The organism is Ectobacillus panaciterrae DSM 19096, from assembly GCF_000430785.1.
Lineage (GTDB): Bacteria > Bacillota > Bacilli > Bacillales > Bacillaceae_G > Ectobacillus > Ectobacillus panaciterrae.
On sequence record NZ_KE387247.1, the window covers coordinates 78,266 to 99,324 of the forward strand.

A 21,059-nucleotide genomic window follows, 5' to 3' on the forward strand; every position below is an offset into this window, starting at 1 on the left:
TAATTTTTAAAAATACTTGACTTAATAGATACAGATTACAAATTAAATATAATGGAGTGAGAACTAGTTATTAGAAATTTAAGTAACTCAATTTTTATTTCTATGTTTTGGAGGTTATGAAAATGATATATAAGAAAAAATTATTAATTTTCTTTATACCATTTTCACTATTTTTAGTGTTTGCTCTGTTATTTGGTATAAGAGGATTTTTTCCAGAAAAACATCATTTCACCAAAAAAACTTCTTTTAAGGAAGTGTCTTCGTACAAAATATTTTATGGGGCTCCTAATGAAAAAATCTTAGAAGAAATGAAAAATTATAAAATGGTTATTGTAGAACCTTATGAATTTTCAAAAGAGCAGGTCGATAAAATTAAAAAAAACGGAACAATTGTAATGGGCTATATTAGTGTAATGGAACTTGATACATGGAAGAAAAATTTGGTTTCCAAGGCTGAACCTACTGATTATATTATAAGGAACGGGAGCCGTGTTCATTTTTCGAAGTGGGATTCTTATTTAATGGATATCTCTTCTTTACACTACAAAAATCTATTATTGAATGAAATTAAAAACCAAGTCGCTGGGAAAAATTTTGATGGAGTATTTTTAGACACTGTCGGTGATATCGATGACCAATACTCCAACGATCCTGTCATGCTTGAAAAACAAAGAGATGCATTAGTAGCCTTTTTAAAGGAAATTAAACATCAATACCCTAACTTTTTACTTATACAAAATTGGGGTTTCAATACTTTACAAAAGTCGACTGTACCCTATGTGAATGGGGTTATGTGGGAAAATTTCCATTATGATGAGCTTTCTAAAGACCCATGGACATGGGATTCGATAAACAATTTAAAAAAGCTGCAACAACAATACGGTATTTCCGTTTTTACGGTTTCATTTAAGTCGGAAAGGGAAAATCATCAGTTTGCCCAAAGTAATGGATTCATTCCCTTTTATACCAATAAAGGATTTAATGTATGGTAGAAGGTACCACTTTGTTATTCAAATTCTAAAAATCGGGTACTTGAAGGGGGCAAAAAGGTGAGCTTTTCACAGATCCAAGCGAATCAATACCAACCCTATAAAGTTTTGATATATTATGGAACCCCACAAGGAGTTAATCATGTGTGGGATGATGATTTAGCAGCTCAAATTTTTGCCGAATACGATTATATTGTATTTGGTGCAGGACTTGAAGATCCGAACAGTCCATTTTATTTATCAACTAAAAATATCATTTCTAACATTCATTCCATTAATCCAAACGCGATAGTTTTTGGTTATATCGATTTAGGTGTTACAACTAATAATTTTTCGCTTTATGATATTGAAAATATGACTGATCAATGGGAATTAATCAGCGCAGATGGAATTTTTTTAGATGATGCCGGATATGATTTTGGAGTATCGCGCGATCGTTTAAATTCTACTCTTGATTATATCCATAGTAAAAATATGTTCACTACTGTAAATGCCTGGAACGCCGATGACGTGATGTCAGATCAAGTTGATCTAACATACAATCCTTTCGGAATACCAACTCATATGGGAATTCAAGATTTTTACTTATTGGAAAGTTTTTTTGTAAACACAGATGCTTATGCGTCTAATGAGGGATATGCCTCCAATACCGATTATAAAATGAGAGGGGATTCAGCCGTTTATTATCGGAATACATTAGGCGTAAAAATGTTAGCAACCAATATAGTAGATTATTCAATGTATTCAAATGCTAATATCCGAAAGTTCTTTAAAATGTCCGAAACGGCTGCTGCCATTTTTTCACTTGATGGATATGGTTTGTCTCCTTTAGAGTACAGCGCTTCAGGACCGAGTATAAATGTTGTTCGTCCTATGGATTATGCGATTGATTACATGAGTTATTATACAACGAATGTTTCTTATCAAGTCAGCCGCAATTTTATGAAGTTTACTAGAGGAAACATTATACTCTATTCAAAACTCGGTAATCATTGGTATAGAATGCCATAATAGATTGCGGAGGGGCCTGATGCCACCCAGTTAGAGGAGTATGTAGAGAAAATTGCAAAAGTTATTTATGCAGAGTTAGGTCTTTATAGGCCTTTATCGCAAGAGGAATTTGTCATAGTTTAGGTAGCGTGATATTTTTAGATTAAAGTTTTTGATGATTCATATTCTAGAATGTGAGAAGGTTACAAATAATCACGGAAGCAGAAAGCTAGATAAGAAAGATATATAGAGGAATGGGGTTTAGAAATGAGAAATATAGATCATTATCCGAAGACTTTTAAGAAAACCATTCGCTATATTAGACAAGATGCTACTCTGGAACAGTTAGAAGGAATGAAAAAGATATTAAATTATTATATTCATAGTCGGAGAAAAGAACTAGAAAAATTAAAGAAAGAATAGAAATGAATGAAGCGGAGCAGTACGGTGTAAGTTAACGGAACTGCTCCGCTTCATAATTTCATAAAAAGTAGAGAGTTCTTGGTCTCAGTCGTTCCCATCTTCATAGCCTATTCCGTGGGATTTAATCTTTCTTTTGTAAGGATTTATCAATGTGTTAAATTTAATAAACAGCATTGGAAGGTTGTTACCTAGAGTGTTATAAGTTAGTATAAATATGTACAGGGATCAACGTAACTATTTAGGTAAGACATGAAAAAACATCTTAAGAGGAATACCAGACTTTTTGAAATTACTAAATAGCGTTCGCGGGAATTCATACACCTTTATGGACAATTTAAGTATGACAAAAAGGCTTTAAGGTTTATGTACTTATTCTTAGTTGAGTGTATATAGAATTTCAACAAATAGAACAGCCGGCTTGTAAAAATAGTCGGCCGTTCTTTATTTAATAATAAATTTTGTAATTGTGTGATAGTTATTACGGATGACGGTCACATACCTGCTGATGATCTGTTCACTTGGATCCGACGGATGAAAAGTCGATGATGTGAATGATTTGTTTAAGGGAGAGTGCCGCATGCTCATTAAGCAGCAGATTAAAAAGAGCACTTCTCCTGAAGCGAGAAGTGCCCTTTTTAGTGACTGCGAACAAGAGTCGTATTTGAAGGCTGTGAATGAACATTCTGTTTCGAAATTGTATTCGTTTTAAAGTATGAGGATAAATAACATCCTATAATCACGATGCCGCTCCCGATTCCTTGTATCCACGTCATTTGTTCACCTAATAATAAAAACGCTAAAATTGCAGTGAAAATCGGATTGAAATTTAAGAAAATACCTGATGTAGCGGCACCTAATTTCTGTACGCCAATATTCCAAAATACCATACACACTACAGTTGAGATAACACCTGTATATAAAATGGATTCTACGAAAGAAGCATTTATATTGGAAACAGTAAAATCAGAGAGATTAAACGGAAGAAGGACGATAAGTCCAAATATACCGGAGTATAATGTAGACATCATTGGTGATGTCTTTGTCGTTGCCCATCTGCTGCAAACAGAATATATTCCCCATATACATACAGCGGTCAACATCCATAGATCACCTGTATTAAAATGCAAGGAAAGCAATAGGTTGCCCTTTCCTTTTGAGAGAACAAGAATCACGCCAAAAAGTGAAAGAATCATAGAAAACATTTGGAGCATATTCATTTTTTCTTTTAAAAATAAAGATGAAAAAACAGCAATTGAAATCGCATTTAATGTTGAAATTAATCCAACATTGGTCGCGGATGTTTGTTCTAATGCCCAAAACTGAAAGAGATTAAATAGAACAACACCTGTTATTCCCATTAAAAATAAAGGAAGAAGGGCATCTCGCGGCGGTAATAGCTTTTTTTCTTTCCACCATACAATTGGTAAAAGGCAAACAACAGCAATCATCCACCTTAAGCTCGTCAAGGTCATCGGAGAAGCGTGACCAACAAGCGATTTTCCAACGACAAAATTCCCTCCCCATAATAAACTCGTTAAAAGCAGTAATAAAACATAGAAAATTGGCATATTTTATCTCCTTTTCATATTTCGCTGTAGCAGTGAAAAAGATCGAAGCCATTGTGCACAATGGAATTTAGAATATTCTATATTGATTTGTAAATAATTTTAACATTTTTCTTTGTTATTCAACACATCGTTCTGTATAATAGAATAAATTCGAAATAATATAAAGAAATAATTAGAATTTGAAGAATTAAATTCAAAATTTATATTGAAAAGATGCCATTTTTCGAAGAATTGTAAGGGGAGTGGATATGAGTGGAATCTGTCGTAAGTAAAGTGTTAGATGATGTTGATATTCAAATTTTAGATATATTGCAAAAAGAAGCACAGTTAAGCAATGCGGAGCTTGCACGGCGCGTAAATTTGTCTCCGCCCGCTACACATGCAAGGGTAAAACGATTGGAAAGCGAAGGATTTATTGATCGGCAAGTCGCAATCTTAAATCAAGAAAAGCTTGGATTTGATTTATTATGTTTTATTTTTATGAGCACGAATATCCATCAAGCTGAGAAGCTGGAAGTTTTGGAGAAGGCATTAGAACATATGCCAGAAGTATTGGAGTGTCACTGCTTAACGGGAGAGTATGATTATCTTTTAAAAGTAGCGCACAAAGATCGGAAGGGATTGGAGAACTTCATTAGAAAATTAAATAGGCTTGGAATCACACGGATCCAAACTAGTTTAGCATTAAGAGAAATTAAATATTCTACAGTTTTGCCGATATGGGAAGGAGAAAAGATATAATTTTCGATTAAGAAAAGCAAGCAAGGCTGAGTTTATAAGTTAGTTAGTAGTGATTAGATATTCTAAGTTTTTGAATAAATATGTTACATTTATTCGAAACATTTGTTATCCTTGTATGATATAGAAATAATTAAATCAAATAATTTTTCAAGAGAGGTCTCTATGTCTATTCAAAAAATTTCTTTTATTGGTGCCGGTTCAATTGCTGAAGCAATTATTCATGGCTTATTGCAAAGTAACATCGTTAAAAGTGAACAAATTACAGTAGGCAATCGTTCTAATAAAGCAAGGTTACAGGAACTATATTCCCGTTATGGGGTAAAGGGTACACACGATAACGAAGAACTATTGGCTAATGCTGATATTGTGTTTTTGGCGATGAAGCCAAAAGATGTTGTAGAAGCTCTTACGCCGCTTCAAGAGTATATTACAAATCAACAATTAATCATTTCACTTTTAGCTGGTGTATCGACGGCATCAATTACAAGCTTGCTTCAAAAAAATGTTCCAGTTATACGTGCAATGCCAAATACATCATCAGCAATTTTAAAATCGGCTACTGCTATTTCTCCTTCCGTACATGCAGAAGAAGAACATATTTATCTCGCAAAAACGCTTTTTGAAACAATCGGTCTCGTGTCTGTCGTAGAGGAAAAAGATATGCATGCTGTTACCGCATTGTCTGGCAGTGGGCCAGCATATATTTATTATGTAATAGAAGCAATGGAAGAAGCAGCAAGACAAATTGGTTTAGATGAAACGGTTGCAAAGTCCCTTATTCTACAAACAATGATTGGGGCAGCTGAAATGTTGAAAGGAGATACGAAGCCGCCTGCAATTTTACGAAAAGAAATTACATCTCCAGGTGGAACAACAGAAGCTGGAATTGAAGTGTTACAAAGCCTTCACTTTCAAGAAGCTCTTATTCAATGTATTATACAAGCTACACAACGTTCTAGAGAGCTAGGTAAAGCATTAACATAATTTTCTCATTTGTTTGTATATGAAGTTACAACCTCTTCTTTTAGAAGAGGTTGTTGTTTATAAGGATTATACTGTGTCAATTTATATATTCTTTTACTTAAAATTCTTTTGTGTACTTATGATGCTGTGTAATGTTTTGCAAAATGAGATCCATCCGATCTTGACCAAACTGTGCGACTAAAGCATCTGCTAGTTCCCATGCAACAACCGCTTCAGCGACAACACCTGCTGCTGGTACAGCACAGCTATCGGAGCGTTCAATGCTTGCTTGAAATGGCATTTTTGTCTCAATATCTACACTTGCAAGCGGCTTATATAACGTAGGAATTGGCTTCATGACACCTCTTATGATAATCGGCATACCTGTTGTCATCCCGCCTTCTAGTCCGCCAGCGTTATTTGTTTTTCTTGTATAACCTGTTTCTTCATTCCACAGTATTTCATCGTGAACAGCACTGCCTGGTTGCCTAGCTGCTTCAAATCCAATTCCAATCTCCGCTCCTTTAAAAGCATTAATGCTCATGATTGCTGCGGCCAGCTTTGCATCTAACTTTCGATCATAATGAACGTAGCTGCCGACACCAATCGGCATGCCTTCTGCGATTACTTCAACGACGCCGCCAATCGAATCTCCTGTATTTTTCGCTGCATCAATCGCATCCATCATCGCTTGCTCCGCTTTTTTATCTAAGCAGCGAACAGGTGAATTTTCTGATTTCAGCTGCACTTCTTCTAATGATACGTGTGAAATCCGATTTGCTTTTACACCGCCAATTTCAAGGACATGACCTGCAATAGTAACTCCTAATTCAGTAAGAATCTTTTTCGCCACCGCACCTGCTGCAACTCGGACAGTTGTTTCTCGCGCTGAGGAACGCTCCAATACGTTACGCATATCCCGATGACCGTATTTTATGGCACCATTTAAATCCGCATGTCCTGGGCGCGGGTTCGTAATCGTTCGTTTCATTTCTTTACTTTCTTGTTCAGAAATTGGCTGAGCTCCCATCACTTTCGTCCAATGTTTGAAATCATCATTTTTTACGACTAGCGTAATTGGTGAACCAAGCGTGTAACCGTGTCGAACTCCACTTACAATTTCAACCGTATCCGTTTCAATTTGCATGCGTCGCCCGCGGCCATAACCTTTTTGTCTTCTCAGTAATTCTTTGTTAATATCTTCTGCTGTTAAAGAAAGCCCTGCCGGAACACCTTCTAAAATAACGGTTAACTGAGGGCCGTGTGATTCACCAGCTGTTAAATATCTCATTTTCACTTCTCCTTTTTCTATTGTTATAAAAAGTCCCTACTAATACTAGCAGGGACAATATACATCGTGAAGCAGGATCGAACGCTTATGGTAGATAAACGCTACTTAATTCTATTCAATATATTTCCGCTATTGTATTATGACAATTTGTTCTTGAAGCCTTTTAGTTCTTCCATAAACGCATGGAACTGTGGAATATCCATTTGCTGCGCTGAATCTGATAACGCAATGGCTGGGTCTGGATGCACTTCGGCCATAACGGCATCTGCTCCGATTGCTAATGCTGCTTTTGCAGTTGGAAGAAGTAAATCTTTTCGTCCTGTTGAATGCGTTACGTCAACAACGACTGGTAAATGTGTTTCTTTCTTTAAAATCGGTACTGCAGAAATATCAAGCGTATTACGCGTCGCTTTTTCATATGTGCGAATACCACGTTCACATAAAATAATTTGATCGTTTCCTTGTGCGATAATGTATTCTGCTGCATGAACAAATTCATCAATTGTTGCTGCTAAACCGCGTTTTAATAATACAGGCTTATTTACCTTTCCGACAGCACGCAATAAATCAAAGTTTTGCATGTTACGTGCACCGATTTGAATCACATCAATGTAATCAAGTGACATTTCCACATCGTTCGGATTTAAAATTTCACTAATGATGGCTAGATCAAACTCATCGGCTACTTGGCGTAAAATTTGTAATCCTTCTACACCTAGTCCTTGGAAATCGTACGGAGATGTTCTTGGTTTGAATGCACCGCCGCGCATTAATTTGACTCCTTGTTCTTTCATTGCTTGTGCCACTTGGCGAACTTGATCTAAGCTTTCAACCGCGCAAGGCCCCATAATGAACGTTTGTGTCCCGCTTCCTAACAATTCACCTTTTACATCAACAATTGTATTTTCTTGTTTCTTTTTACGTGAAACTAATAATGCTTTACGGTTATCATCTTCTTGTAATTCTAAGCTTGCTTTGAAAATTGTTTTGAAAATGTGTTGTACTGTAGAGGTTTCAAACGGCCCTTCATTATGCTCTGCAATCATGTTAAGCACTTGACGCTCGCGTACAGGATCAAAACGCTTTGTTCCTTGCAGATTTTTTTGTTGACCAATTTCTTGAACAACCTTTGCGCGTTCATTTAATAAGTGCAGTAACTGTAAGTTAATTTCATCCACCTGTTTACGTAATTGTTCTAATTCATAATTTCCCATTGAAAAATCCTCCTTTGAATGTCTGAAATATATAATAAGGGATTGAAAAATCCTTATTTTCTGAATTTGATTGTTGCAGCAAAGTGTGACTGGAAACGATTCCTGGTGCGAAATATACAAAAAAGTCCCTACTGATCCAATCAGTAGGGACGATGATTATCGCGGTACCACCCTAGTTGTAGACAAGTCTACCACTCATGTTTGTTAACGATCATTTGACCGTCTTTCCCTTCATAAAGGATGTTCCTTTACTACGAAAAAGATGCTCCAGGATTGAAATTCGTGTTTATCTTTGTACTGGTTCACACCAACCACCAGCTCTCTGTTACAGGGAAACAACCACTACTCTGTTCCTATCATCACACATGTTATTTTATTGTCATAAGAAACCGCACATATACAAAAAGTCCCTACTGATCCAATCAGTAGGGACGATGATTATCGCGGTACCACCCTAGTTGTAGACAAGTCTACCACTCATGTTTGTTAACGATCATTTGACCGTCTTTCCCTTCATAAAGGATGCTCCTTTACTACGAAAAAGATGCTCCAGGATTGAAATTCATGTTTATCTTTGTACTGATTCACACCAACCATCAGCTCTCTAAAACAGGGAGATAAGCATTACTAAATTCCTTTCATTGCTTTCAATTTATGAATATAATTTTCATATTTACTAAGTATGTCTTGTATTATAATATTTCATTTTCGAAATTGTCAATAACTTTTATGCTTTTAAGAGTATTAATTATTCTTATAGTGCGTTCATCAATGAAACTATATATAAATGATTTATAATTTCGGCGTTTTCATTTGCTATTTCGAACAAAACGGCATTGGCACTTACTTCCTCTCTCTGGTTTGCCCCTGCATGGGCCACTATAAGGGTTTGACCGCTTCTGCACGCCGCCGGATGCTCTCGCCCCACTATAAAAAGCCGATTTTTTTATTCAGTTTTATATAGTATTGAATACAATAAGTATATTTTACTGAAACGAGGGCAAGTTCCCCGTTTACTCCACATGTGTTCTTGAATATATATATGTGGAGTAAGTATTGCGAGGTGGAATATGAACTGCGGTGAACCGCTTTTAGAATATGCGGCTTTAGGTGATTCTCTTTCAGTCGGTGCAGGGACGATGTTGTTCGATCCGGGTTTTGTCGAATATTACTTGCAAATGAGCAGAAACGCTTTACAAAAGCGTATCAAACTATATAAGTTCGCCAAAAGCGGAGCGACCACGAAGGACGTACTGAACATGATACAGCACCCTTGTGTGGCCGAGGCAATCCGGCATGCAGATATCATAACAATTACGGCAGGCGGAAATGACCTGATTCGGGCGGCGCTGACGTTTCTGAAGGAACAGAATGAGGATGCGCTGTTTGACGCTCAATTCGCATGCACGGATAATCTATCAAGAATTCTCAATGCGATCGATGCTCTCGTCTTGGAGGAGGAAGGACCGTATATTGTAAGACTGGTAAACTTGTATAATCCTTTTCCGGGGCTTTCTCAAGCGAAAGAATGGATAGAACGCTTCAATACGCATATTGAAAGTTTTTCGGATATGCGGAATTTGAAGGTGGCAAATATATACGATGTATTTAAAGGAAACGAGAACAGACTCCTAGCTGCTGATGGAATTCATCCGAACGGGAAAGGGTATTATCTCATGGCGGAAGAAATGCGGAAATTAGGCTATGAGTCTTTATGAAACGTTTTTTATTATGAAAATTATAGTAGTATGAGAGTGGTCAACGCCTGTCATCGTGCTGACGAAGCGCAATTTGTGCGAGGATTTGGCTGCGTTGCTCAAAGAGAAAAGCATTGCGTTTGATGTGGATATGTTTGCGGTGGACAGTGTAAGCGGCAACGGCATTGCTGACTTGCAGAGTTTTATACAGCCTGGAAAAACTGTTGTGCTCATCGGATCTTCAGGTGCGGGCAAGATTACGATCATTGCCGGTATTCTTTTAACACCTTTGTTTTATAAAAAAGAAGGTGGACGAATCGTACGGGAGAGGCTGCCTGCAAAAGGACTAATGATGTCAGGTATCATCCTTGCCATTATGCAGTGGGAGCATGCTGCTCGTGATAATCGGCATGATTTTGGCACAGCTATGTTTCCCCGCCTAAGCAGCATACAAAACAAAATAGCGCATGAAAGAAGCCCTTCGTTATGAAAAAGGGCTTCTTTTTTATGAATCTTATCAAGAAACGGCTACTCCAGCTTTTTTAAAGGTTTTTGGGCAGGGCCCTCTATTACATCTCCGTCAATGGAAAACCTGGATCCATGACAAGGGCAGTCCCAAGTTCTGTCTCCACGGTTCCATTCGACCTCGCAGCCTAAGTGGGTGCATGTGGTGTCGACGATATGCAGGACACCTTCATCATCTTTATAAGCACCGGCCCTTTTTCCGTCTACACGGACAACAGATCCTTCCCCGGTTACCAGCTCTTCTGGTGTTCTAAGTGGGAATTCTAACTTGCCTTCAAGCAAGTGCTTGGCAACATCGCCGTTTGTCGTAAGAAAATGCTTGATGCTTGGATCGGCGGCAAAGCGGGATGGTGTGTACAGCTCTTTATACGGGTTATGCTTTTTCGTGATTAAATCTGTAATCAGCAAGGCAGCAGCAGTACTGCTTGTCATGCCCCATTTTCTGTATCCGGTTGCGACAAAGATGTTTGGGTGCCGATCGCTTAAATGCCCGATGTATGGAATTTTATCCAAAGTAATTAAATCTTGCGTCGACCATCTGGATACATGCTTCTCAATCCCCAATACGTCTTCCCCGAAAGCTTCCAAAGCTTCATAATGTTTCATCGTGTCTATGCCTTGACCGGTTTTATGACTTTCTCCGCCGACCAGTACAAGCTTTTCACCATTGATAGGGGTGGAACGCAGCGATCGTACCGGGTCATTCACACTTAAGTACATACCGCCCGGAAATTCCTTTTTTGTCTTTACCCCCAGCACATAAGAGCGCTCGGCATACATTCTTGTAAAATAAAAGGCTGGGTCATAGAACGGAAAGTGAGAACAGGAGACAACATAATCGCATGCAACCTTATGTCCGTCCCTTGTGATAACCCTCGGATGGCTTCCTTTCTCGACATCTACTGCTACAGTATGCTCATAAATAGCGCCGCCTGCTTCCACAAATGCTTTTGTAAGGTCTGTTAAATATTTAAGAGGGTGGAACTGAGCTTGTTTTTTCATAACGAGCGCAGCTGTCACTTTTATATCCAAAGGTATGCGCTCCAAAAACTCCCCGTTTATATCAAGCTTTGTGTATGCTTGAAACTCGCTCATAATTTTTTGTGCGTATTGTTCGCTGGTTGCATATAAATAGGCATCTTCCTCTGAAAAATCGCAGCTTATGTTCCTGTCCGCAATGATTTGTTTAACGAATTGCAGCGCGTTGCTGTTAGCTTCATAATATAATCGTGCCTTTTCTTTCCCGAAATGGCTAATTAGCTCATCGTAAATCAAATTATGCTGGGCTGTTATTTTAGCTGTCGTATGTCCGGTGGTGCCATTTAAAATTTTATCGGCTTCCAATAGGGCAACCGTCAAACCTTCCTTTGCAAGCAAATAGGCGGTGGTAATGCCGGAAATTCCTCCTCCTATAACAGCTGCATCCACTTGTATATCTTGGGAAAGCTTAGGGAAAGAAGACAATTCTGCCGAATCTCTCCAATAGGGTTCTGGTGAATCCGACATTTCTTGCGATGTATCATCTCTGTTCATAAAACAGCCTCCTCATCAAGAATGGTATTATATATTATTTTCTATTTTATGGAAAACATGTACCGTTTAAGGATGTTCAGAAAATTCTCGCAGCAGAATGACATCGGGCTCTGACAGTTCTGGATTGTTGCGGTTGCTTGTTGTTAAAAAAACTTAAAATAATTATTTTTTTTAAGTTTTTTAAGTTTACTTTGTAGTTTTATGAATATCAATCTTATATAATGATTTCATGATAACTATATATGAGTGAATGATAATTTCGACATTTCCATGTGCTATGTGCAACTAAAAGGGAGTATTGCATGCTTCTTCTCTCTGGTTTACCCTTGCATGAACTACTACAAAGGTTTGAGCGCTTCTGCACGTCGCCGGATGATCTTTCCCTACTATCAAAAGACGGTTTTTTTATTCACTTGTATATATTTTAGTCAGAAGATTTATTAAGGAGCTTTAGATTATGTATCAAGAACAAAGGCTGACATCGATAAAAACGTATTTGTCTTCTCATAAAAGCATTACGTTAGAAGAAATATGTGAAATGTTTAGTGTTTCAAAGGATACAGCAAGAAGAGATCTTGTAAAACTCGAAGAACGCGGGGGAATCATAAGGATAAAGGGAGGAGCGACACTTCCATCCGCCAATCGGAATTTAATTGATTACAAAGAACGAAAAGCAACCGCAGGCAAAGAACGAATTGCAAAGAGCGCGTCTTTGTTTATTCACGATGATCATGATTTATTGATCGATACCTCTTCAACTGTCGCTCTTATGGCTAAGTTCATAGGAAACAAACATGTTAATGTGATTACAAACTCCATTGATATGGTTGATTTATTAGGAGAGTATACGGATATTCAAACCTTTTTGCTGCCTGGAAAATTCAATAGGAAAAACAGAAATGTAACGGGTCCCAGAACAATTGAGACACTGAACGACTACAAAGTTGATCAATTATTTCTTGGAGCATGCGGAATCAGCGGCGAAGGTGTTACCTCTCCCGATGAGGAAGAAGCCTTTTTAAAGAAAAAAATGATGAGCTGTGCCCGGCAAGTCATACTGCTGGCTGATCGTTCAAAGTTTGAAAAGGAATTTTTGCACCGGGTTTGTGATATTACGGACATTGATGTGATTATTACAGATAAATACCCGGATGAAGCTGTAAAGGAAAAAATAAAAGAAAATAATATTCGTTTAATTGTTACAGAAGATGAAGAAAGCGAGAGGGAACACAATGAGAAAAATTAAGGTTGGTTTAGTTGGATACGGACTTTCAGGTGCTACATTTCACGCGCCCTTGTTGAGCGTTTTAGAGGAGTTTGAAATTGCAAAAGTCGTTAGTTCAAAAAAGGAAAACGTGCAGCAGGATTTGGGAGACGTGGAGGTGGTAAGCAGCTTAGAAGAGGTTCTTGAAGATGCAGCGATTGATTTAGTGGTTATTACGACACCGAGCGGTTTGCATTATGAAATGGCGAAACAAAGTTTAATGTCTGGAAAACATGTTGTCTTGGAAAAGCCGATGGTGGTAGAAACATGGGAGGCAGAGGAGCTCATTCGGATTGCTGAAGAAAAGAAGCTGCTTTTAAGTGTTTATCATAACAGAAGGTGGGATAATGACTATTTGACGGTCAAAAAACTTGTGAATGATGGCGCGCTTGGAGAAATCAATACATATCAGGTCCATTATGATCGCTTCAGACCAGTTGTAAGAGATAGATGGAGAGAAAAGCAAGGTCCTGGATCTGGCATGCTCTATGATTTAGGTTCGCATCTAATTGATCAAGCCTTACATTTGTTTGGCTGGCCACAATTCGTATTGGCGGATGTTTTTGCGCAAAGAGAGCGTGCAGAAACGGATGATTATTTCCATGTTATTTTAGGCTACGAGAAGCTGCGAGTCATTTTACATTCCGGCTCAATCGTTCCGAGTAACGGACCGCGTTTTCAGGTTCACGGAAGCAAAGGAAGCTTTATTAAGTACGGGCTTGATGGACAGGAAGCTGCGCTCAAAGCAGGCAAAAAGCCTGTCAATGACTCATGGGGCGCAGACGATCCGCAATTTTACGGTAAGCTGGTTACCATTGATGGAGAAAAAGAGAAACACGAAACCATCCCAACATTACATGGATCGTATGTAATCTACTATAAAAAAATTGCCGAAAGTATACTTGAGGGCAAAGATGCTCCTGTCATTGCACATGAGGGATTATCAGTTATTAAAATCATTGAGGCAGCTCTTAAAAGCAATACAGAAAAGAAAGCGATATATGTAGAGTAAATCTTTCATTTTTCAACAACAATCATTAAACCAGCCTTAGAAATAAATAAACCCTGTCCACCAAGAGACAGGGTATTTTACTATGTTTATGCGATTGTTGTAAGTATCGTTTTCATTCTAGATATTTCTTACTATCAGAGCCTTTTTCTTGGCAAGCTATCCCTTATACAGAAACACTCTTTACCCTTCAATCACAAAAGTAAATTCCCTCTCTTTACGCTTGCTTCCTTCATACGCCCGTTCCACAAACCGAACATCCTCATGAGTCATAAACACAAGCGTTGAAGATCTCGTTCCATATTCCGGAGTTTGAATGAACAGCGGCGAAAGCTTTCGTTCCCATTCAAGGGAAACACCCGTACTTGGCAATTCTTCATCTGGGGCAGGATCTGCATGTTGCAAACTTGAAAATAAACATTCCTTCATGTTTTCAGGTGAACCCTGTAGGCATCTTTTTAATCCTTCTTTTCCTTTGCGTACTTTTGGCCACGGCGTGTCCAACAAATGGTTACTCAGTCCATACAGCCCCGGTTCTAACAGTCGTATGTCGTTTTCCATGTTCGAATAATAGTAAAGGGAATGGAGATCCCCAACGATTAAGTTAAACCCAGGATATTGATCACGATGCTGTTGAATGCTTTTCAAATAGCTTTGCGGCAGTTCTTCTCCTATTAGGAAACGGCTTACTAATTCTCCACGGGAACGCTTATTGTCTCTTACTTCATTCGGGTCCCGATAATTTGTGAGAGCCGCGAAGCGCCCTTGTTTTGTTATTCCCATCCATGTTCCCATTTTTTCTAAATCCCTGCCTGCAAGCACATAGGGGGCATCTTCCCAGAAATGTGCCTGTGAGGTCGGTCTTTCATAAAACTCATCTCGATTGGCTGCAACAACCAAGTCATATTTTGAATCCATTTTATATGCGAAGTTTACTAAACACATCCATTTCACCTACTTCCACATTTCTTATTATTAATATGGTACCTTACAGATTAAGAATTGTATAATTTTTGCCTAAGGAGAATAGATAAAAAAACAGCAGGTGTGCGGCGTCTACAAGCAAGTTGGTGGTTATCTAATTAACGTTTAATACGTAAGAAAGGAGCAGCAAAACTGCTCCTTTTCCTCTGGATGAATTCACTGTTATGGATTAGTGGTATTTCCTTCGATTTCTATCCAATCTTGAGACCATTTTCCCAGTTCCACGATGACGGGTTCTAAAGCACGTCCTTTATCTGTTAGCGAATATTCAATTCGAACAGGGGTCTCTGGGAATACTTCTCGTTTTACAATTCCCTCCCTCTCCAAACCCTTTAGTCTCTCTGACAAAACTCTTCCGCTGATGGGAAGTGCAGCTTCCATGGCACAAAAACGCTGGGTGCCGGAAAGAAGTTGATAAATAACTAAGATGGTCCAACGCTTACTAATGACATCTACACTTTTTTCGAATCTTGGACACAACAAGGATGGATCCATGAATTATCACCTCACTCTACAATTATTATATACTATATTTACTTTAAATAATAAAATTATAAAATGCAATTATATTACTTGACATAATTTAATTACAAACATATACTTACTTACATAAAGTAACTAAGTGATCGTTGGAGATAGATGATATGGTTCCGTCTTTATTCTTAGCATATGGTGCTTCACTGTTGGCTATCGAAGATACTGGATATAAACAATTTCTTGAAATTATCAGATAACAGATACAATCGAAGGGCATTATCATTTTTATCTTTTATTAGATAGTTACGATATGTAAAAGTCTAGTTAAAAACAAATATTAAATAAAGAGGTGCTTTTAATGAAGTGGACTACAAGAGTTGTTCAGGGATTATTAGTTATTGGTTTCCTGATGTTTGGATTCATGAAATTAACAGGGAATGCGATGCAAGTACAGGCATTTACAAAGGTATACGGATATTCAGTAGCATTTATGTATGTGGTCGGTGCTCTTGAAGTGTTAGGCGCTCTTGGACTGTTGATTGGTTACTGGAAGCCGAAACTTGCAGCGTTTGCTTCTGGAGGATTGGTATTACTCATGGCAGGTGCGGCATTTACTCATTTGAAAGCAGGTCAAGGAATGGGAATCGCTATAATGCCGCTCATTTTTCTTGTACTATCTCTTCTTGTATTTATCGGTAGACTATCGGCTTTAAAAAATACAAAGCAATAGTTAAGGGAGGTAACAGATCATCTTGTAAGCGAAGCTCTTTATTTAGCTGACCCTGATGGAAATGGGATTGAAATTTATGTAGACCGACCATCTTCGACCTGGAATTGGAAAAACGGTGAAGTGGTAATGGCAACCGAACCATTAGATGCAGAAAACCTTCTTGCGGAGGGACAAGGGAAGCCCTGGAACGCTCTTCCCGCTGGTACATTAATGGGACATATTCATTTACATGTTTCTGAATTACAAAAAACAGAAGAATTTTATAATAAGGGTCTTGGGTTTGATGTTGTGAATCGCTATGATAATCAGGCACTCTTTATTTCATCTGGTAGATACCATCATCATATAGGTCTAAATACATGGAATGGAGTAGGTGCGCCTACGCCTTTAGAAAACAGTGTCGGATTAAAATGGTTTTCCCTTGTACTTCCAAACCAGGAAGCTAGAAAAAAAGTGGTAGAACAATTACAGAAAATCGGTGCTTGGGTAAAAGAGGAACATGGTGTTTTCCTTACGAAAGACCCTTCGGGGAATCACATTCAATTACGGGTTTAATGTCGTAATTTAAAAAACATATATTCAAGGCTTATTTGGATCAAGATATGCTCAGGAACTGTTTAAGGCAATTCTTTTATCTATGTCTAAACTAATACCGACGAAATCACTACATGAAATAGATCATTTAGTCACAAATTAATTAAAAAAAGGATGGTACTCATGACACAAACTAAGCTCGAATCTAAAGCTTTTTCTGTCCTAAAGGATAAAATCCAATTAATTAAAACAAATGAAGGTGCAATTTACTTAGTAGGGCCCATTCGACTCCCAGTTAACTTGTATGGAGAAACAGTTGTTTTCCAATGGTATTGTTGGTTAAATTGTGCGGAAGTAACAGAAGATTATGAACGAATTATTGAGAAGTTATCTTCTGTAAATTTAGCTGAATTTCAACAATCAAGTGTTTTGGTTTACGGGGATTTTGAGCAAGCGGATGATGCTCTAATTAGAATGCATTCCATCTGTCATACTGGAGATATATTTGGAAGCAAGCGGTGTGATTGTGGTTTTCAACTAAAACAATCTATGCAGATGATTGTAGAACATGGTACAGGAGCACTATTTTATTTAGCCAATCATGAAGGCAGGGGAATTGGCTTATTCAGTAAAGCGATGGCGTACGTTCTTCAAGAAAATGGGTATGACACAGTAGAAGCGAACGAAAGTCTTGGTTTTGTAGACGACTCCAGAAACTACGGCGATGCTATTCAAGTTTTAAAAGCTTTACGTGTAAAACCTGTAACATTGATAACAAATAACCCTAAGAAACTGGAAGCATTAAAAAACTCTGGTATGCATGTTTCAGGAAGAACATCTTTATGGGGAGATGTTTCGGAATTTAATGAAAGATACTTACAAACAAAAATAAAGCGCTCTGGTCATTTAAAAGATGAGGAAACTTACCCGAATGACTAACCATGAATTCGATATGGAGTTGGCTTTAAAAAATGCAAAATGATAAACTGATTTTATATATAGCGCCAAAAGTGATTGGTGGAAAGGCGGCTCCGAGCTTTTTAGAGGGTATGGGTGTTGTAAATATGAGAGATGCAATTGAATTTACAGATGTAGCATTCGTTCAGGTCAGTAAAGATTATAAATTTGTTGGTTACCCCATATATAGTGCAGCTACCTGACAACATAGGGAGGTAGGGAATGGAATGAAATTCGGATTTGATATCGATGATACATTAATTAATCTTAGAGAGCACGCGTTTCACTTGTACAATCAAAAGCTGAATCAAAATGTTGGGATTGATGTATTCCATGCTTTAAAAACCGTTGAGATTCATGAGATTTTTGGATTGTCTGCAGAAGAGGGGAAGCAGATGTGGAATAGCTTACTGGAGGAAATCTATTATACATCTTGTCCTCCTTTTCCCCATGCAGTGGAAACCCTGCAAGAGCTAGAAAAAAAGGGCCATGAAGTATATTACGTGACAGCCCGCCCCAAGGAGCATGGCGAACGAACCAAGCAATGGCTTATTAAGAATGGGTTTCCAGTTCATGAGAATCATTTTTTCTACGGAATGAATGATGAAGACAAAGTCCATATTATCCAAGAATTACAACTCGATTATTTCTTTGATGATAAACCAACTGTTCTCGAAACATTGATTGATAAGCCGCTTAAAGTGTACGCAAAAAGAACTTCTTATAACCAACATCTTACGATTCCCAGTATTACAAACTGGTCAGAATTATGGGACATCATTAAGAATGATAGGAAATAAAATACAAAACATACTGTAGGTACCATCTGACAGTAAGAAGAATAATATCGGATTGATAATGTTTCCACTTGAATAAATTTTGCTTTTCCATACTGAACACCATCCCTTTTCTAGGTTGATAGTATCAGTATGTTCAAGATTTAGAGATTAGTTTTAAGTCAGCTGAAATTTTTGCCCCAGAATCCTTTTCTAAGTAAAAGATAAAAATTAAAAAACGCTCAAGAAACTTTGTATATTTAGGTTCCTTGAGTGTTTTTTAATTCCTCTAACGGATTTTATGTTAACTTCACTTTACATGAGTATAATATTCATCTTAAAAGTTTAAAATATATAAGTTCATTTCGTTAGCAGGAAATTTATGTCCTATGTTTTTTTGCAATCATCTTTGCACCAGAACCTTTATTTTTGTACCCCTTTATGCTTCATTTCAACTACTTTCCACTTTATTTCTGCAGGATAATGCATCCTTGTACCCATACGACATTGTCCCATTATCGGGGGGCGCTCCAATATGTTCGACTTTTTTAAACTGACCCTTTTCTTGTATTGTGCTGTCATTGGCTTAGGGGATCTATTAAAAATGAAGTGTCCAAACAAGCTAAGCATTCCTATGGGCTTAATCATGTTTGGCTTGTCATTAGTTATAGCTTCTAGTTTCACAGAGCACCTCGATGTGGGGCTGCGTATTGTCCCCTATTACTTACATATCCCTTTTCAGATTGTCATCCCATTACTGCTTTTAGGGATAAGCATGGTGAAGAAGTACATGTTCAGCTAATGACATATTTATGAAGATTAACTAAAAATGATTATCTTTACACACAGGAAACGCATTCATAATATAGCGTTAAAATTACCAAAATATAATAAGTCAGTCTATCGTCTAATTTTTAGGGGGAAAAACAAGTGTTCAAAAAAGATCTCAAAAAGAGGCTATTCCCTTTTGCAGTCGTTTCTTCTATTGCTGTTGGTGGTTTAATTGGTGCTCTATCAACACCAACTGTTGAAGCACAAAATAATCACAGGAAAGTAAAAAACGTTATATTTATGATTCCTGATGGTTTTTCTGCTTCTTACGCAACAAACTATCGCTGGTATAAAGGTCGAGAATCTCTTCTGGATTCAATATTAGTCGGTATGCATCGAACTTATTCAGCAAATAAAGAAGTAACGGATTCAGCAGCAGCTGGAACAGCGATGGCGACTGGTGTGAAAACAAACAACGGAATGATTAGCACTTCACCAGAAGGCAAAGAGTTGAAAACCATTCTTGAAGCAGCTGAAGAAGAAGGGAAAGCATCCGGATTAGTCGCGACTTTAACTATTACACATGCGACTCCTGCCGCTTTCGCTTCACATGTTGCCGCGCGTGCAAATGAAACAGATATTGCACCGCAATTGCTAAAAAATGGAGTAGATGTCATTCTTGGAGGCGGAAAGAAATATTTTCCTGATTCGCTTTTAAATAAAGCAAAAGGGAAAGGATACCAATATGTTAGTGACCGGGAACAGTTAGCTGCCGCAAAAAAAACAGACAAGCTAATCGGTTTATTTGCTGAAAAAGGCTTAGCGCCTGAGTTGGATCGAGATACAACAAACCAACCTAGCCTAGCGGAGATGAGTGAAAAAGCCCTTGAAGTTCTTAATAAGGATAAAGACGGTTTCTTCTTAATGATTGAAGGTAGCCAAATTGATCGGGCAGGACATGCTCATGATGCAGCATGGGCAATGAAAGATACTGAAGCATTCGAAGCAGCGCTGGCAAAAGTTTTGGAATTCGCGAAAAAGGATAAAAATACGTTAGTTGTTGTCGCTGGTGACCATGATACGGGCGGCATGTCTGTTGGCGGTTACGGTAAATATGATGCAAATGTTGAATTGCTTCGTAATGTAGCTGCAACGGGTAACTTTATGGCAGGCAAGTTGAACGCTGGCCGCAGCAATGTAAAAGAAGTAGTTAAACAGTATGCGAACATCGACCTTACAGATGAAGAAGCTAAAAGAATCAAAGCTGTAAAAAAGCCGGATATAGCAATTAACGAAGTAATTTCTGAACGTGCATTAGTTGGATGGACAACTTCCCAGCATACTGGTACAGATGTTCCGCTATATGCATTCGGACCTTGCTCTAACCTGTTTAGCGGTTTACACAATAACACAGATTTGCCTCAATTAATGGCACAAGCTATGAAAATCCACTTTAGCCCATCTAAATAATTGAGCCAGATGGAATTTTTTGAATGAAAAACACTGCTGAATAACAACCAGCAGTGTTTTTCCTGTATCAAACTATATAAATGGAACTAAAAAAATCGACATAAAAACTTTTCTTTTAGGGGGGAGAGAGCATCCGACTAAGCGTAGAAGCGG

General features: G+C 37.9%; 19 protein-coding genes, 3 pseudogenes and 2 other annotated features. Of the genes and pseudogenes, 15 read left to right on the plus strand and 7 right to left on the minus strand.

Annotated elements, in window-relative coordinates; all coding sequences use genetic code 11:
- Positions 1-122: 122 nt before the first annotated feature.
- Positions 123-992 (plus strand): glycoside hydrolase family 191 protein, encoded by an 870-nt coding sequence (locus H540_RS30825; protein WP_162144556.1) that lies wholly within the window; start codon positions 123-125, stop codon positions 990-992.
- A 57-nt stretch (positions 993-1,049) separates the two neighbouring features.
- Complete coding sequence (locus H540_RS0124420; protein ID WP_028402789.1) at positions 1,050-2,000, plus strand: hypothetical protein; 951 nt, start codon at positions 1,050-1,052, stop codon at positions 1,998-2,000.
- A 1,037-nt stretch (positions 2,001-3,037) separates the two neighbouring features.
- Here the strand turns inward: H540_RS0124420 and H540_RS0124430 are convergent.
- Complete coding sequence (locus H540_RS0124430) at positions 3,038-3,970, minus strand: DMT family transporter (protein ID WP_028402790.1); 933 nt, start codon at positions 3,968-3,970, stop codon at positions 3,038-3,040.
- A 252-nt stretch (positions 3,971-4,222) separates the two neighbouring features.
- Here H540_RS0124430 and H540_RS0124435 point away from each other — a divergent pair, with 252 nt between their 5' ends.
- Together H540_RS0124435 and proI are read left to right on the plus strand one after the other, a co-directional pair.
- The gene (locus H540_RS0124435) at positions 4,223-4,711 is read left to right on the plus strand and encodes an Lrp/AsnC family transcriptional regulator (RefSeq protein WP_028402791.1); all 489 of its coding nucleotides are present in this window, start codon (positions 4,223-4,225) and stop codon (positions 4,709-4,711) included.
- Positions 4,712-4,873: 162 nt separating this feature from the next.
- Positions 4,874-5,695, plus strand: coding sequence for a pyrroline-5-carboxylate reductase ProI (gene proI, locus H540_RS0124440; protein ID WP_028402792.1), 822 nt, complete (start codon positions 4,874-4,876; stop codon positions 5,693-5,695).
- Between the two features lie 97 nt (positions 5,696-5,792).
- Here proI and aroC read toward each other — a convergent pair whose 3' ends face one another.
- Both aroC and H540_RS0124450 read right to left on the minus strand, forming a co-directional pair.
- Positions 5,793-6,965, minus strand: coding sequence for a chorismate synthase (gene aroC / locus H540_RS0124445; RefSeq protein WP_028402793.1), 1,173 nt, complete (start codon positions 6,963-6,965; stop codon positions 5,793-5,795).
- Positions 6,966-7,102: 137 nt separating this feature from the next.
- The gene (locus tag H540_RS0124450; RefSeq protein WP_028402794.1) at positions 7,103-8,179 is read right to left on the minus strand and encodes a bifunctional 3-deoxy-7-phosphoheptulonate synthase/chorismate mutase; all 1,077 of its coding nucleotides are present in this window, start codon (positions 8,177-8,179) and stop codon (positions 7,103-7,105) included.
- 142 nt (positions 8,180-8,321) lie between these two features.
- Positions 8,322-8,548: a binding site (T-box leader), on the minus strand.
- A gap of 55 nt (positions 8,549-8,603) precedes the next feature.
- Positions 8,604-8,830: a binding site (T-box leader), on the minus strand.
- 419 nt (positions 8,831-9,249) lie between these two features.
- On the opposite strand from H540_RS0124450, the gene H540_RS0124455 reads away from it, so the two are divergent.
- Both H540_RS0124455 and rsgA read left to right on the plus strand, forming a co-directional pair.
- Positions 9,250-9,897: a GDSL-type esterase/lipase family protein gene (locus tag H540_RS0124455; RefSeq protein WP_028402795.1), complete on the plus strand. Its 648-nt coding sequence runs from the start codon at positions 9,250-9,252 to the stop codon at positions 9,895-9,897.
- Positions 9,898-9,952: 55 nt separating this feature from the next.
- Positions 9,953-10,366, plus strand: coding sequence for a GTPase RsgA (gene rsgA, locus H540_RS0124460; protein WP_034671877.1), 414 nt, complete (start codon positions 9,953-9,955; stop codon positions 10,364-10,366).
- Positions 10,367-10,404: 38 nt separating this feature from the next.
- On the opposite strand, the gene H540_RS0124465 is transcribed toward rsgA, so the two are convergent.
- The gene (locus tag H540_RS0124465; protein WP_051317266.1) at positions 10,405-11,934 is read right to left on the minus strand and encodes an FAD-dependent oxidoreductase; all 1,530 of its coding nucleotides are present in this window, start codon (positions 11,932-11,934) and stop codon (positions 10,405-10,407) included.
- 457 nt (positions 11,935-12,391) lie between these two features.
- Between H540_RS0124465 and H540_RS0124470 the strand changes: the two genes are divergently transcribed.
- Together H540_RS0124470 and H540_RS0124475 are read left to right on the plus strand one after the other, a co-directional pair.
- A complete protein-coding gene (locus tag H540_RS0124470; protein ID WP_028402798.1) occupies positions 12,392-13,180 on the plus strand; it encodes a DeoR/GlpR family DNA-binding transcription regulator in 789 nt (262 codons plus the stop codon).
- Complete coding sequence (locus H540_RS0124475; protein ID WP_028402799.1) at positions 13,167-14,210, plus strand: oxidoreductase; 1,044 nt, start codon at positions 13,167-13,169, stop codon at positions 14,208-14,210. Before H540_RS0124470 ends, H540_RS0124475 begins: the two co-directional genes overlap by 14 nt.
- A gap of 180 nt (positions 14,211-14,390) precedes the next feature.
- Here H540_RS0124475 and H540_RS0124480 read toward each other — a convergent pair whose 3' ends face one another.
- Positions 14,391-15,152 (minus strand): NRDE family protein, encoded by a 762-nt coding sequence (locus H540_RS0124480; protein ID WP_028402800.1) that lies wholly within the window; start codon positions 15,150-15,152, stop codon positions 14,391-14,393.
- A gap of 201 nt (positions 15,153-15,353) precedes the next feature.
- Positions 15,354-15,686, minus strand: a complete 333-nt coding sequence (locus tag H540_RS0124485) for a winged helix-turn-helix transcriptional regulator (RefSeq protein ID WP_028402801.1) — start codon at positions 15,684-15,686, stop codon at positions 15,354-15,356.
- A gap of 340 nt (positions 15,687-16,026) precedes the next feature.
- Between H540_RS0124485 and H540_RS33620 the strand changes: the two genes are divergently transcribed.
- The 5 genes and pseudogenes from H540_RS33620 (at position 16,027) to H540_RS0124515 (ending at position 18,689) form a co-directional block, all read left to right on the plus strand.
- Positions 16,027-16,398 carry a DoxX family protein gene (locus tag H540_RS33620; RefSeq protein WP_028402802.1) on the plus strand — a complete coding sequence of 124 codons (372 nt, stop codon included), beginning with the start codon at positions 16,027-16,029 and terminating at the stop codon, positions 16,396-16,398.
- Positions 16,399-16,953 (plus strand): annotated as a pseudogene (locus H540_RS33625) (VOC family protein); the annotation flags it as partial.
- Positions 16,954-17,115: 162 nt separating this feature from the next.
- Positions 17,116-17,871 (plus strand): GTP cyclohydrolase II, encoded by a 756-nt coding sequence (locus tag H540_RS0124505; RefSeq protein WP_028402803.1) that lies wholly within the window; start codon positions 17,116-17,118, stop codon positions 17,869-17,871.
- 41 nt (positions 17,872-17,912) lie between these two features.
- A pseudogene (locus H540_RS0124510) lies at positions 17,913-18,092 on the plus strand (bifunctional diaminohydroxyphosphoribosylaminopyrimidine deaminase/5-amino-6-(5-phosphoribosylamino)uracil reductase RibD); the annotation flags it as partial.
- Between the two features lie 24 nt (positions 18,093-18,116).
- Entirely contained in the window at positions 18,117-18,689 is a 573-nt protein-coding gene (locus H540_RS0124515; RefSeq protein ID WP_028402805.1) for a 5' nucleotidase, NT5C type, read from the plus strand.
- On the opposite strand, the pseudogene H540_RS33630 reads toward H540_RS0124515, so the two are convergent.
- Positions 18,688-18,780 (minus strand): annotated as a pseudogene (locus H540_RS33630) (IS6 family transposase); the annotation flags it as partial. The gene H540_RS0124515 and the pseudogene H540_RS33630 sit on opposite strands and share 2 nt — an antisense overlap.
- Before the next feature lie 420 nt (positions 18,781-19,200).
- Between H540_RS33630 and H540_RS33635 the strand changes: the two are divergent.
- Positions 19,201-19,467, plus strand: coding sequence for a hypothetical protein (locus H540_RS33635; RefSeq protein WP_155891138.1), 267 nt, complete (start codon positions 19,201-19,203; stop codon positions 19,465-19,467).
- 128 nt (positions 19,468-19,595) lie between these two features.
- The gene (locus tag H540_RS0124525) at positions 19,596-20,906 is read left to right on the plus strand and encodes an alkaline phosphatase (RefSeq protein WP_028402807.1); all 1,311 of its coding nucleotides are present in this window, start codon (positions 19,596-19,598) and stop codon (positions 20,904-20,906) included.
- Positions 20,907-21,059 lie beyond the last annotated feature (153 nt).